The organism is Enterococcus sp. LJL98 (genome assembly GCF_054871745.1).
The window spans coordinates 21,582-34,882 of record NZ_JBTXLU010000002.1; the positions used below are offsets into that span (position 1 = coordinate 21,582).

The window sequence follows — 13,301 nt, forward strand, 5'->3', positions numbered from 1 at the left end:
TCATTACTCCTTCATTCTTTTGATTTTTTTCGATTCACTATTTTTTGATAACGAGAAAATTGCCGTTCCCACTCCCCATTATTCGCTGTTGGGTAGTAATACGTCACTTCTGCAATTTCCTTCACCCACTCACGGACTTCCTTTACATCTTTAAATGCTTGATGAGCCATTAATTGGACCGCAATGTTACCGATTGCAGTCGCTTCAACTGGCCCTGCACAAACACGAAGATTCGCAGCATCTGCAACCATTTGACATAATATGGCCGCTTGAGAACCCCCACCGACAATGTTCACTGTGTCAAACTCGGCGCCGACTGCATCAATAATTTCTAGAAACGTGTATTTGTACTTCATTGCTAAGCTCTCATAAACACAACGAGCAATTTCACCATCCGTTTTCGGTACGGTTTGTTGCGTAGCCTCGGCATATGCTTGAATCCGGCCGATCATATCACCTGGTGCGATAAAGACTTCATCATCCGTATCAAGCAAGCAACGAAAAGCAGCCGCTTCATTCGCTAAATCGGCAAGCTCACCAAAAGTATAGCTTCTTCCAAGTGCTTCAAAGTTCCTTTTCACTTCTTGAATGATCCACAAACCTGTGCAGTTTTTCAGAAAACGCGTTGTTCGATTGATTCCGCTTTCATTCGTTAGGTTGTAATGAAACGCTTTGTCGTGAATCATTGGATCTGGTAACTCGGTGCCCACAAGCGACCAAGTCCCACAAGAAACAAACAGAAACCGTTGATTGCTCGGTACACTCACAACGGCACTCGCCGTGTCGTGTTCACAAATATTAATCACTTCAATGGGCGAAAAGTCAAAGGACGATTTGGTTTTCCCTAATGAATGCCCTTCATCAACAAGTGGCGGGAAAATATTTTTGGCTAGATCAAAGGCTGCTAATAAGTCCGCATCCCACTGATTGGTACGAGGGTTGACCAATTGACTCGTCGAAGCGATACTTCTTTCCGCCACCTTTTTCCCGGTTAAAAGATAATTGATTAAATCGGGCATAAATAAAAACTGATCGATTTGATTGAATAAGCCCGGATCATTCATTTGTGTTGCCAATAGTTGAAATAAGGTATTGATTTCAATTAGTTGATTCCCTGTCTTTTTGTAAATTTCAGCAATTGGCAATCGCGTATTCGCTTGTTCAATCATCCCTTTCGTTTGTGGGTCGCGATAATTCCTTGGTCTTTTTAGAAGTTGACCCGCTTGATCTAAAAATCCGATGTCAACGCCCCAAGTGTCGACGCCTAAACTATCAATTGAATATTTTTTTGTTGCCTTTTGGATGCCTTGAATGACTTGTTGAAACAAATAATCAATGTCCCAATACAAGCCGCCATCTTCTTCCACTGGATAATTAGGGAAGCGATGGACTTCTTCTAACTCAAGTTGACCGTCAAGGTATTTTCCAACAATCGCTCGACCAGAAGAAGCACCAAAATCAAAGGCTAAAACATTTTTTTGCATCGCCTGATTCCCTTTCTCTCTTGTTTAACTATATTTTTTATACCCTGGATGTTTCCCAGTGACGCCATAGTTTTTACGCATCTCAAACAAGGTTTCTAATTTATCACGTGGAATTTCCTCTTCTTGTTTTCCACCTAGCAGCATTCGTGCATAGAACGTTGTTTTAGCAACTAATTCCAATGTTTCCATTCGATAGTAAGCCGTAATAATATCTGAGCCTACTGCTAACGCTCCGTGATTTTCCAAGAGCAAAACATCGTGTTCGTCTAAATATGGCGCGATTGCTTCAGGCACTTCGTTGGTTGAAGGCGTCCCGTATGGTGTGATTGGCACAGAACCGACAACAATCGCATTTTCAATTAAAGAGTAGCTATCCAACGGAATATGTGCCAAAGCAAAACCTGTCGCAACCGGTGGATGGGCATGGACAACGGATCCAACATCTGGTCGCTCTTTGTAAACACGTAAGTGCATTTTAATCTCGCTAGATGGACGATAATCCCCTTCCGCTTCAATGATGTTTGCGTCTTTGTCAATTTTGATTAATTTCTCAGGTGTAATAAAACTTTTACTTACCCCAGTTGGCGTACATAAAAAAGTATTCTCATCTAATTTCACTGAAACGTTCCCATCGTTGGCTGCTACCCAACCGAGTTGCCACATCTTATTACAAACATCGCAAATTTGTTCTCGAATTAATTGTTCATTCATCGCTGATTCCTCCATTTTGCTTTTGTCTAACTGTCTATATTATACCTAGTATTTGACGCAGATGAAGACTTGAACAGTCATTTAGAAAACGCTCTTTTTTTCATCCTTTTTTTGTTCAAAGACGTTCATTTTCGTTCAGCCTATGATACAATATCGCTGGAGGGATGGCTTTATGGATATACGTGAAAAAGAGATTTTAGAGCTTTTAGGCAAGAAAAAATTTGTACGTAATGCGGAACTTAGCCAGCAATTACATTGTAGTACTTCTTCTATTCGTCGGGCACTGGTTTCTTTAGAAAACCAAAATTTAATCTTGCGTGTACGAGGTGGAGCGATGTTGACTCAGGCCTCAAATGTGGAGTTTTCTCATTCCTATCGCGAAGGGACAAACCTTACTAATAAAAAAAGAATCGTGGACCTAGCAGCAGACTTTATTGGTCCCGGAATGTGTATTTTTCTTGATTCCAGCAGTACGGTCCAACAAATGATTGATGTTATTATGACGATTCCCAATCTTGTGGTCATTACAAATAGCTTGAAAACGGCGACCTTACTCAGTGAAACAAATAATGAATCCTTAAAAATTTTTATTACCGGTGGCGAAATTAAAATGAATTCAAAATCGGTTTTTCCTTCAAGACAAGATCCTGTTTTCGAGTCGTTTCGCTTTGATCTTGCCTTCTTTTCTTGTCGTGGAATCGATGAAGAAGGGGTTTATGAAGCGAGTTTTAGCCAAGCTAACTTAAAAAAAGAAATGATGCAACGAGCCAAACAAAAAGTTTTACTCGTTGATGATTCAAAATTTGATTCGACCCATTTCTTTAAAATTAGTAACTTTATTGACTACGATGCGATTATTACCAATCAAGCACCCGCAGAGCATTATTTGACTTTGTTTGAAGAAAAGAACCTTGAAATTTTGTATCCAAATAACTGACTAAAAAAACATTCAAATTCGTCCAGCGTAAAAAACGACCGCTTTCGTGGACAGATTCGAATGTTTTTTCATGCGCCAATTGCACCTTATTTGCAGCACCTTAATTTCGAATCAAGGTGTTTTTAAACGTGTATTTATCTGCTCGGTAGTAAGAGCAATCGTATAATATCGGAGCGGCGTCTTTCGTATAAGTTAAGGAGTTTACCTGTAACAAAGGGCTCCCAATTGGCACTTCTAGGAGTTTGGCTAATTCTTTCGTCACTAAGATTGCCTCGATTTCTTGATGCGAATAAGCAATCGCTACTTTTTCTTCCAAAAGTTGAAACAGTGACTGCTCAAAATCACTTTGCGTGAAACCTGCGACGTGAACGGCAGGCAAGTACAATTTTTCCACCGTCATCGGCGTCTGATCATATAGGCGCCGACGAATTAACTCTTTGACTTGATCGTCCTTTGTTAAATGCAAAGCATCTAAAATGTTTTGGGGGACCTTTTTCAAGGTTTTAAACGAAATCACTTCGGTGTGACTGGTCTTTCCATATTCTTTTGCAGCTTCGGTAAACCCTTGCAATCCAGAACGACCGCTCTGTATTTTTTGCGGAGACATGACATAGCTGCCTTTGCCTTTTAGCTTATACAAAATATTTTTTTGAATCAATTCATCAATCGCCTTACGGATGGTTAACCGACTGACGGCAAACTCTTTGGCTAAATCATATTCTGAAGGTAGTTTTTGCGAACTCACATAAACACCTTCTTTAACCCGATCTTCAATGGCTTTGGCCACCGCTTCAAACTTCACCTTGGTCGAATGTCTTTCACTCGTCACTATCCTTCACCTCGCTTTTCATTATACCATTAACAAAACAGACTGGAACGGTCTTTTGTCCAGTCTGTCTTTTTTATTTTCCTTCAGCTGTTAGGGCAGCACCAATTAAGTTGGCGTCATTGCCAAATTTTGCAATACGAAGTTTGGGTAAAATCGGACAACGCTGCCCGTAATTCATAATCACCGCCAACTTTCGATAAATTTGATCGAGCAAATCAGCTTTTTTGGTAATGCCACCCCCTAAAACAATATACTCTGGATCAATCGTGTATTGCATATTATAAATGCCTAGAGCCAAATAATGATACAATTCTTCAGTTGCTGCGAGGGCATCGACCTCTCCTTGTTCCGCTAAGGCAAAAACTTCTTCACCTGTATAATCTTTGCCTTTTAATTTCGAATACTTTCGCGCCATATGAACGGCAGAGCCTAGTTCACTTAATTCCCGACGGCCGTCAACCAACATCATCCCAAATTCGCCACCGTAGGAATGTTCCCCTGGTTGAATTTTTCCATTCGAAATAATCGTTCCACCCACACCGGTTCCAATGACCATAAACAACGCGTTTTGGACATCGCCGGCAATACCTAAATGCACCTCTGCCTTGCAGGCACTATTGGCATCATTTTCAAAGTAAACCGGACGTTGGTACTTCTCTTTAAAGTAGGGTAGGAAATCAAAGTCATGAATGTAGCGTAAAGAACTCACCCCATCCACCCGACCTGTTTCCTGATTCGGTATGCCTGGTACACTAAAAGCAATCGCTTCAATCGGATACTTTTCTAGATAGTAAGTAATCATCTGATCGAGTTTTTCTTGCATTTCACTTAAACTTGCCGGCGAATAAAATTGCTGGCGATCGGCTAATTCATGTGTATAAATGGCACTTTTTACACTTGAACCACCGATGTCAATTGCTAATATCGTCATTAAATTCCCACCTTAAAAGACAATTTTATAAACAAAATGCGGCACTAGGACCTCTTTTTGAATCACAACGTAGCCATCAACGATTTCATAAGCCAGTGGTTCTTTGGTTAACACATCAAGCACTTGTTTAACCGGTTTGTCCCCTACAAAACATGTTAACGTGATGTCTAGTAATGGGTAGTGGTTTTCAATCGTATAAATGTCTTCTGATTTTTTCTCTGTTAAATAATGTAACCCGTGTAAAACAATCACATCTTGCGCTTTTGATGTATTCGCGGTGATTTGTAAAGAAGATGGGCCATTATGAACCACTTGTTTTTCAGTGATACATTCTGCCAGAACATCGCTGAAAATCGCTTTAATAAATTGCGGCGCATTTTTACGGTATAGGGTAAATATCGGATGCGCAAAGTAATAAACATTGCCTTGTTTTGTTAATTCCGGTGCACCAATCTCACGAGTCGAAGGGGCATGTTGATGAGAGATGAATGTTTCACCTTCGCGGTTAAAGTAGGGTTTTACTCGATCGACCAACCCTGTGGCACCGTTCAAGGCAATTTCAGTTCCTCGGAGATAAGAAACAAATTCTTCTTTTGGTAACTCGCGACCATAAGCTTCATTTGGTAAAATAAACTCTCGCTCGTACACGCCTTCACCTAAGTAATCAATGCCGTAAAAGGCTTGTTCTTTTTTCTCTTTATCAATCAAAGACTCGTAAGTCCCGATCACTTTTCCACCTTGGGCAAGATAGGCTGTTAATTTTTCCGCAATTGCCGCTTTAAATGGAATAATATCAGGTAAAATAAGTACTTTGTATTTTTCAAAATCCATTGCTGAATCAATGATATCAAATTGATAATTTAGCTCTTGCAGCATTCTTGTGACACCGATAATCGCTGGGCTCGTTCTCGGTGTGTCTGATCCTGGAATCCAGAATTCTTCAGGCGTTAAGACGGCAATTTCTGTTAGTGGGACAAAAGCATATTTGCAATCTTCTTCCATTTTTTCTACCGTTTCAAAAACATGACCAATGAGTTCATAAGCACCTTTTGATAATTCGCCATCAGGGTGTAATTGGTCTCCAATCGAACAACCTTGCGCCCCTTGAGCAAACATATTAAACACTTCGAACTCCATCGCTGCTTTATTTTTTAGTGAATGGAAATCCCCCCAATAAGTATGGAATTTCCCATTCATTCCGATGAATTCCTTCCCTAAATTCCGTGCATAACGGGAAGTGATTGGGTAATGATCATAACCCCAGCCACCACTTGGTAGACTTTCTAACTCCAAGTGCGAATAAAACGGTAAGCTTGCTTTGTCATTTGGTCCAATATGTGAACCGTTATAAAACGTTTTGATTTCAGGTGAAATGGACCAAATAAGGGTTGAAATTTCTTCTTTAAAATCATGAAGCATGATTTTTGAATATTTCAAGCGTTCATTTTTGATTGTATGATCGATGTTTCGTTTTTTCATTTCAAGTTGACAGTACTGACAATCACAATCGACCGCAAATAAGATGTCCATAAAGATCCCATCGACTTTTTCTTTCCCAACGACATCGATTAAATCTAAGATATGTGCTTTAAAGAAGTCACGGTAAGGACTGTTCACACAAATCGTATGATAAAAATGAGGCTCGGGTACTCCCTGAGTATCGATAAATTCTCCTTTATCATCAACGGATAACCATTCCGGATGATGTTTCATAACATAGTGATCCCACTGAACCGTTGTATAGATTGGAACAGCGATATCCGCTTCGTGACAAGCATCAATTTGATCAATTAATAAGTTGTGATTTTCTAATCCTGGGTGAATCAATTCTGGATGTGTCTTACTTGGGTAGTACAACATACCGTGGTGACATCTCCCAAAGCAAGTAATTGAATTCACGTGAGCTTCTTTCAAGGTTGCTACAAAATTCTCTTTGTTAAATTTTTCCCCAATTTTTGGAATTAATTCACTCGTATGGAAATCTAAATGGACCTGTCTTGAACGCATTTTTTCATTCTCCTTTGTTGTTCATTCATTTTTTATTTGATTGGTGCTGTAATTCTTGCTTGATACGCATCCAGCCACTCTTGACTAGCTACTTCAATCACCGGATTGCCCCCGTCTTCTGCTGGGTTCGCCAGATAAATCGTTGGCTCTAATTGATCGGTTGCTACGGCAAAAGTGAACTCCACGTTGGTTGCTACGCCCCACTCGCCTCGGTTATTCATCGCGACTAATGAGAAGGCCCCACATTTGCCTTTTCGACGCTCCAATTTTTTCGCAAAGTCCATTGTTGCTTGATTGACTGCTTCTTGAGGACTTAAGCCCGTCCCCATTAGTCGAACGGTTTCATAGCTTAAGCAACCTTTCATTAAGTCTTCTCCTAGACCAGTTGCGGTTGCTCCCCCAATCTCACTATCGACATAAAAACCTGAACCAGATAAGGGCGAATCACCTACACGGCCTTCTTTTTTCATAAATAAACCACTACTTGAAGTCCCACAAGACATACTACCTGTTTGGTCTAAAGCCACCATGCCAACTGTATCGTGCCCATCATAAGGACTTAAATTTGAGTTACGCATTTCATCTAACCGGTTTTCCCACATTTTTTTTGCACGTTCCGTTAGCATGTTTTGCATTTCGAATCCTTCTTTAATTGCATACTTTGCTACGCCATCGCCAACAAGAAACGAATTAAAACGTTCATGACTGAGTTTTTCTGCCACAGCAATTGGGTTTTTCACCCCACGGCTTCCCGCAACCGCACCAATATCAAAATTATCTCCATTCATAAAAGCCGCATCTAATTCCACCATGCCGACTTCATTTGGTAACCCGCCATAACCAACAGATTTATAAAAAGGGTAATCTTCTACCATTTTAATCGCATCGACAATGGCTTTTTGAGAAGTTCCTCCCGCTGCTAAATCCTTTGTACCTGCTGCAATACCATCGCAAGCCATTCTCCATGTTGCTATCATTCCGTAACTCATTCTTTTTCCTCCTAGTAATTGTTTGTTTTATTCGCAAAGATTTAAAATTGCATGCATATAAATTTCCATATTTAAGAGTAAATCACTTTCATCCATGTATTCATCTACGTTATGAGCGATGCCCTTTTGTCCCGGAAAAGATGGGCCAAAAGCCACCGTATTTGGTAAGAAGCGCGCATACGTCGCTCCTGTTGTTGTGACGGGCGTACTATCTAACCCTGTCACGTAGTCATAAGCTTTTGTTAATTGTGCAACTTCTGGCCGATTTTTATCCGTTAGTAAACTTGGCATGCTACGAATTAAAGTCACCTTCGTTGCTTCGTTCGCTACCTTTTTAAGACCAGTCATGATTTGTTCTTCGGTAAAGGAAACGGGGTACCGTAAAGACAAGCCCAATTTAAATCCGCTACTCGTTTTTTCTAATAGGTAGGGAGTGACATTTAAAGCCCCGCTCATTTCATCCGACCAAGCCATCTCTAAACCTTGTCCCAAATGTTTCTCGTGCAGACACTCATAAAGCCAAGAGAAATATTCTTTCAATTCAGAATTCGTCGTACTGCTTTGAATTTCTCCAGCTAATAAAGTAATGGCATTGCTTCCTAAATCCGGTGCATTCGATGGCGCTCGTTTTCCTTTTACAGCTAAGGTTTTCCCTTCAAGTGTACAGCTTAACTCGTCTGGCACAAAACTGCGATCTTGCTCCCCTTCAATGGAAGATACCAAGGCTAAGGCGTCACTTGATAATGCGGTTTCAAAAGTCACATTGATAATTCCGCGTTCCCCATAAACCACCGGGTATTTACAATCTGGAGTAAAGGCAAAGCTTGGTGCTTTTTCTTGTTTTAAATATCGAGCAATATCTGACGAACCACTTTCTTCATCACTTCCAAAAAGAATCCGTAAAGTTTTGTTCAATTGATACCCTTGATCCATTAGTAATTTTAACCCATACAAGCAAGAAAAAATCGGTCCTTTATTATCAAGAATGCCTCGACCATATAGTTTCCCATTCGCTCGTGTTAATTCAAAAGGGGGATAGGTCCACTGGCCACCTGCCTCGACCACATCAAGATGACCTGCAATGCCTAAGTAATCCTCTCCTTCTCCCAGTTGAATGTACGCCACCGCGTCATCAACTAGATGCGCTTTAAATCCATAAGATTCAGCAATTTCCATCACTTTTTTTAACACTCGTTTATTTTCAATGCCGTAGGGTGCACCGATTTCTGGAGAACCTTTGACACTCGGAATTTCGATAATTTGAGCTAAATCTTGATAAAATTCTTCTTTGTGCGCTTCTATCAGTGCTTTAAAATTCTTTTGTTTCATTCATTTTCGCTCCTTTTCTTACCATTCATAAAAATTCGTATTCGTAACCACTCCAGGCGAGATACTCATAAAAGCCTGTTGATCAACTTCCTTCACTAAACGGTTTAAGCAATTGACTTCTTTTTGACTCGCGACAATAAAAAGAATTTTTTTCTCTTCTTTTAAAAAACCACCTTCAACATTGTTCACGATTGTGATCCCTCTTTTTAATGTATTTTGCAACAAGGGAATTAACTCTTCGGAGTGCTCAGTCACAAGCATAATTTGTACTTTTTGTTGTTTGGTATTAACAAAATCAACCGTCTTCCCACTAACAAAAACAGCTAAAGCACTATAAAAAGCATATTGCCAACCATATAAAAATCCTGCAGCAAATTGAATACAGCAATTAAAAATAATAAAAATACTCCCGATCGAGCGTCCTGTCCGCTTTCGAACCAAAATACCAATGATATCCAGCCCCCCCGTTGAAAAATCACTATTTAACGTAATCCCCACGGAAGCGCCATGCAAAATCCCACCTACAATCGAAGCCAAAATCGGATCTGTCACAATCGTTTTTACTGGCACAAGACTCATAAAGACATAGGTCAAAAGAACGGCCAAAATCGTATACTGAGTAAACTGCCGGTCAATCATGAACCAAGAAATCAGTAATAGTGGAATATTCATCATTAAAACAATGAGTGGGATGGAAAAAGAAAAACCAAAAAAGCTTTCGAAGACTGAAACAATCAATTGAGAAAAACCAGTAATGCCACTTGCGTATATACTGCCGGGGAGCCAAAAAAAATTAAAGGCGACCGAGACGGTTAGTGCATAAATACAAGCAACAATGATTTTGGAATTTCTTTGTGTTTTCTCTTCTTTTGACACGATGGGACTCCCTTTCTAAACAGAAATAGTATATACCACGTAGTATATACTATTAAAAGAGAATAACAAGAGAAAAAGAAGGATTTATTGGGATTTTTTTACTTTTCCCCATAACACTTGATGAACTTCCCTTTTTTCGTTAGAAGTTACGCAATTGCCGCCACTCTTTTCACCCGCTTTGTTTCAATAAGTAGTACAATAAAAGAAAAGAAACTTTTGATTGGAGACGATAGTTGTGGATTATCAAATCAAGATTCAAGCCTTGCCCGATACTCAGGTCATTTCTTTTCGATACACCGGTCAGTACAAAGAGATGGGAGAATACTTTAAGCTCTTATTTGAATTAGCCAAAGAACGTATAAATGGCGCCCCATTTTCTCTGTACTATGATAGTCATTATCAAGAAGAAGCCGATATTGAAGTTTGTTTACCAGTCAGTGAAGAAATTGGCGTCAGTGCACCCTTTCAAAATAAGATTATTGCTGGCGGCGAATTTGTGACAACGCTTCACCAAGGCGATTATACAAAGCTTCCCTTGGGTTACCAAGCCATCGAAGACTATCTTTCGCTTCGAAACATTCCAATCGGCACGCCCTCACGAGAAATCTATCTGGAAGCCTTTTCCTTAATCGATTACAAAAAAACAAGTCAAGCATGCACCCAAATTGCAATCCCGTTACCTCTGCCTGATGAAAACTAACAAAGAGGCAGTGACCCCCCATGATACACTTCCCTATTTAGACTTTTATGTTCTAGCGTCTTGTATAGGGAGAGCATCTCGTGTGAGTCACTGCCTTTTTTCTTGTCCTGCATTTTCCAGACTACTTTCCATTGCAATCGATTCTTATAAGAGTGGTGCAAAAAAAGCACTTAAACGCTCTTTTATTCTTTGTGTAACAGGGCGTCTGGCTCGTTGCTCTTTTGTCATTATAATCGAATTCAGACAATCTTTTTCAAATTGAACAACCATTTTATCAATCGTAGCTGATGGACCGTAAAGAAAAGCTGAAATTTCATGATTTAAGTAAAAGCTCCGTATGTCAAAATTTGTTGAACCAATTGTGGCGACTACATCGTCAATAATTAAATACTTCGCATGTAAAAAAGCTTCTTTATCATAGAGATAAACCTCGATTCCTGCTTCAAGTAGCGAATCAATGAAAGAGGTATTTCCAAAATAGGATAACGCTCGATCGCCTTTTCCGGGAATAATGATTTGAACTGTCACGCCGCTACGAGATGCTCGACGTAAACTGGCCAAAGATTCCTCATCAGGGACTAAATAGGGACTGACAATTTTAATCGATTTCGTCGCTTTGCCAATAAGGCTCATAAAAGAATCATGAATGATGCGTTCACGATCGTAGGGACCACCAAATAAAATTTGACAGGCTTCATTGGATTCTTCTTTGAAACTTTTTCTTGGAAAATAACTTTCTGCATCCTTCGAAAAGAAAGTGACAGCCTCTTCCTTTTCAAAAAAAATCCAATCATGGACAAAAATCTTTTGGACTTCCCAAACTGCTGGTCCTTGAATCCTTAAATTTGTATCACGCCAATAGCTAAATTTTTCAGTCATACTTCGATATTCATTTCCAATATTCATTCCACCAAGATGCGCAACTTTCCCATCAACTACTACGATTTTTCGATGGTTTCGCCAATTTAATCGTGTACTAAGCAAAGGAGAATTCACCAAATCATAAGGTCGAACTTCAATTCCAGCTACTTTCAATTGATTTAACCATGCAAAGGGCAACTTTATTGACCCCACACTATCATACATAAATCGGACTGCCACTCCTTCTGCCACTTTTTCCCTTAAAAGTTGCGTAAGCTTTGTCCCCGTTTCATCCGCTTTAAAAATAAAATAGAAGAGGTGAATATGATGTTTTGCTTGTCGGATGTCATTTAAAATTCGTTGATAAGCTGCTTCTCCATCATGAAGTGGTTCTAACGTATTTTTTTCCAGAATCCTACTTTTTGACAACTGATAAAGGGCGTTTGTCTCGTTATTCTCCCTGTCGAACCATTCTTCTTGTTGTGCCAACCTCTCATTAAAAAAGCGATTTAATGCTTGAATATTTTCTACTTGTACTTGATGAAACCGTCTTTTTTGTTGATTCCTACCAATTAAAAAGAAGAGTACTAATCCTATATAGGGCAACATTAACATGGCAAGTAGCCAAGCAAATTTCGCTGTTGCATTCCGTTGATCAAAGAAAATGAGGTAGCTCGAAACAAATATAGTTACAAGTTCAATAAAAATTCCTAGTATAATCAAGCTACCAAAAACCCAGTAAAAAAAGAAAAAGAAGACAATAAAAAAAAGAGTGGTTACGGCCATTTGCTGTAGTTTATTTTTCATTTTTTCACCTCCTGCAACGTTGCCAACCAAAAAAATCGTTTCATTGGTTCGAAGTTTGCTCTTCCAAACAAATGAAACGATTTCGAATCAATCCATTCTTTAGGCATTTTCTTTTGCATTGAAACCCTCAACCATCAGCACAAAGCCAAATGTAATCGCTGAAAAACCAACAAGTTTTGGCAGCGTTAGAGTTGCGATAATCGGATTAAATAATAACATGACTGCAAAAATCATACAGAGAATGTCAAAGAGTAATACAAGCATCTTCATCATCCCTTTTGAACGTTTAAACCGTGTTGTTAAGAATAAATGTCCAATCGATTCAATCAAAAACCAAACAGCAAACATGATGCCTAAAAATAAAGCGCCTCGAATCACATTGGTTAAGAACATGATTCCGATAATAATATCAAAGAGACCTAAAAAAATACGAAAGCCTTTTGATTCTTTGTTTTTCATTGCGCCAAGCCCTAAAACAGCAGTCGCTCCTCTGACAATGGCTAGGATTCCAAAGAAAAAAACTAGAAAACCTAATGTCGCTACGGGTCGGTTTAATGCCATGATTCCAATCACGACAAATGCTCCTCCGATTAGTAAATCAAATAAACGATTGTTTTTCATGTCTTTCATCCCTTTTCTTTTTGTTTTTTAAGTAAAAACGGGTTTTCTTAGATACGTTTCGACGATTTCTCGTAATCATAGACAAGCCACCGACTTTTTCCTGGTTGAATCCCGATATTAATTAGTAAGTAGCGGATAGAAGCATTTCAATCTCAGTTAGAAGGATCGAACCTCTTACGACTAAAGTCACGAGTATTCTCGACTAACAGATAAAAAAAG

General features: G+C 39.3%; 12 protein-coding genes. 2 read left to right on the forward strand and 10 right to left on the reverse strand.

Annotated elements, in window-relative coordinates:
• Window positions 1–11: 11 nt before the first annotated feature.
• Window positions 12–1,484 carry a rhamnulokinase gene (locus ACYSNO_RS03765; RefSeq protein WP_461729739.1) on the reverse strand — a complete coding sequence of 491 codons (1,473 nt, stop codon included), beginning with the start codon at window positions 1,482–1,484 and terminating at the stop codon, window positions 12–14.
• 24 nt (window positions 1,485–1,508) lie between these two features.
• A complete protein-coding gene (locus ACYSNO_RS03770) occupies window positions 1,509–2,195 on the reverse strand; it encodes a class II aldolase/adducin family protein (protein WP_461729740.1) in 687 nt (228 codons plus the stop codon).
• 172 nt (window positions 2,196–2,367) lie between these two features.
• Between ACYSNO_RS03770 and ACYSNO_RS03775 the strand changes: the two genes are divergently transcribed.
• Window positions 2,368–3,132, forward strand: coding sequence for a DeoR/GlpR family DNA-binding transcription regulator (locus ACYSNO_RS03775; protein ID WP_461729741.1), 765 nt, complete (start codon window positions 2,368–2,370; stop codon window positions 3,130–3,132).
• A gap of 100 nt (window positions 3,133–3,232) precedes the next feature.
• Here the strand turns inward: ACYSNO_RS03775 and ACYSNO_RS03780 are convergent, their stop codons facing one another.
• The 6 genes from ACYSNO_RS03780 to ACYSNO_RS03805 all read right to left on the reverse strand — a co-directional run bounded on the left by ACYSNO_RS03780 (window position 3,233) and on the right by ACYSNO_RS03805 (window position 10,093).
• Entirely contained in the window at window positions 3,233–3,961 is a 729-nt protein-coding gene (locus ACYSNO_RS03780) for a GntR family transcriptional regulator, LSA1692 subfamily (RefSeq protein WP_461729742.1), read from the reverse strand.
• Between the two features lie 73 nt (window positions 3,962–4,034).
• A complete protein-coding gene (locus ACYSNO_RS03785; RefSeq protein WP_461729743.1) occupies window positions 4,035–4,892 on the reverse strand; it encodes an ROK family protein in 858 nt (285 codons plus the stop codon).
• Between the two features lie 12 nt (window positions 4,893–4,904).
• Complete coding sequence (locus ACYSNO_RS03790; protein WP_461729744.1) at window positions 4,905–6,899, reverse strand: alpha-amylase family protein; 1,995 nt, start codon at window positions 6,897–6,899, stop codon at window positions 4,905–4,907.
• A 32-nt stretch (window positions 6,900–6,931) separates the two neighbouring features.
• Window positions 6,932–7,888 carry a N(4)-(beta-N-acetylglucosaminyl)-L-asparaginase gene (locus ACYSNO_RS03795; RefSeq protein ID WP_461729745.1) on the reverse strand — a complete coding sequence of 319 codons (957 nt, stop codon included), beginning with the start codon at window positions 7,886–7,888 and terminating at the stop codon, window positions 6,932–6,934.
• Between the two features lie 27 nt (window positions 7,889–7,915).
• Window positions 7,916–9,217, reverse strand: coding sequence for a Sapep family Mn(2+)-dependent dipeptidase (locus tag ACYSNO_RS03800; RefSeq protein ID WP_461729746.1), 1,302 nt, complete (start codon window positions 9,215–9,217; stop codon window positions 7,916–7,918).
• An 18-nt stretch (window positions 9,218–9,235) separates the two neighbouring features.
• Entirely contained in the window at window positions 9,236–10,093 is an 858-nt protein-coding gene (locus ACYSNO_RS03805) for a YitT family protein (RefSeq protein WP_461729747.1), read from the reverse strand.
• Between the two features lie 235 nt (window positions 10,094–10,328).
• On the opposite strand from ACYSNO_RS03805, the gene ACYSNO_RS03810 reads away from it, so the two are divergent.
• The gene (locus ACYSNO_RS03810) at window positions 10,329–10,793 is read left to right on the forward strand and encodes a GyrI-like domain-containing protein (RefSeq protein WP_461729748.1); all 465 of its coding nucleotides are present in this window, start codon (window positions 10,329–10,331) and stop codon (window positions 10,791–10,793) included.
• A gap of 144 nt (window positions 10,794–10,937) precedes the next feature.
• Here ACYSNO_RS03810 and cls read toward each other — a convergent pair whose 3' ends face one another.
• Window positions 10,938–12,461, reverse strand: coding sequence for a cardiolipin synthase (gene cls, locus ACYSNO_RS03815; protein ID WP_461729749.1), 1,524 nt, complete (start codon window positions 12,459–12,461; stop codon window positions 10,938–10,940).
• A gap of 99 nt (window positions 12,462–12,560) precedes the next feature.
• A complete protein-coding gene (locus tag ACYSNO_RS03820; protein WP_461729750.1) occupies window positions 12,561–13,082 on the reverse strand; it encodes an HdeD family acid-resistance protein in 522 nt (173 codons plus the stop codon).
• Between the last annotated feature and the right edge of the window lie 219 nt (window positions 13,083–13,301).

What these genes read in the sequence shown, in the direction of transcription:
- ACYSNO_RS03770 (WP_461729740.1), bottom strand. Translation starts at nt 2,195, where the DNA reads ATGAATGAACAATTAATTCGAGAACAAATTTGCGATGTTTGTAATAAG.
- ACYSNO_RS03800 (WP_461729746.1), bottom strand. Translation starts at nt 9,217, where the DNA reads ATGAAACAAAAGAATTTTAAAGCACTGATAGAAGCGCACAAAGAAGAA.
- ACYSNO_RS03790 (WP_461729744.1), bottom strand. Translation starts at nt 6,899, where the DNA reads ATGCGTTCAAGACAGGTCCATTTAGATTTCCATACGAGTGAATTAATT.
- ACYSNO_RS03775 (WP_461729741.1), top strand. Translation starts at nt 2,368, where the DNA reads ATGGATATACGTGAAAAAGAGATTTTAGAGCTTTTAGGCAAGAAAAAA.
- cls (WP_461729749.1), bottom strand. Translation starts at nt 12,461, where the DNA reads ATGAAAAATAAACTACAGCAAATGGCCGTAACCACTCTTTTTTTTATT.
- ACYSNO_RS03820 (WP_461729750.1), bottom strand. Translation starts at nt 13,082, where the DNA reads ATGAAAAACAATCGTTTATTTGATTTACTAATCGGAGGAGCATTTGTC.
- ACYSNO_RS03795 (WP_461729745.1), bottom strand. Translation starts at nt 7,888, where the DNA reads ATGAGTTACGGAATGATAGCAACATGGAGAATGGCTTGCGATGGTATT.
- ACYSNO_RS03785 (WP_461729743.1), bottom strand. Translation starts at nt 4,892, where the DNA reads ATGACGATATTAGCAATTGACATCGGTGGTTCAAGTGTAAAAAGTGCC.
- ACYSNO_RS03765 (WP_461729739.1), bottom strand. Translation starts at nt 1,484, where the DNA reads ATGCAAAAAAATGTTTTAGCCTTTGATTTTGGTGCTTCTTCTGGTCGA.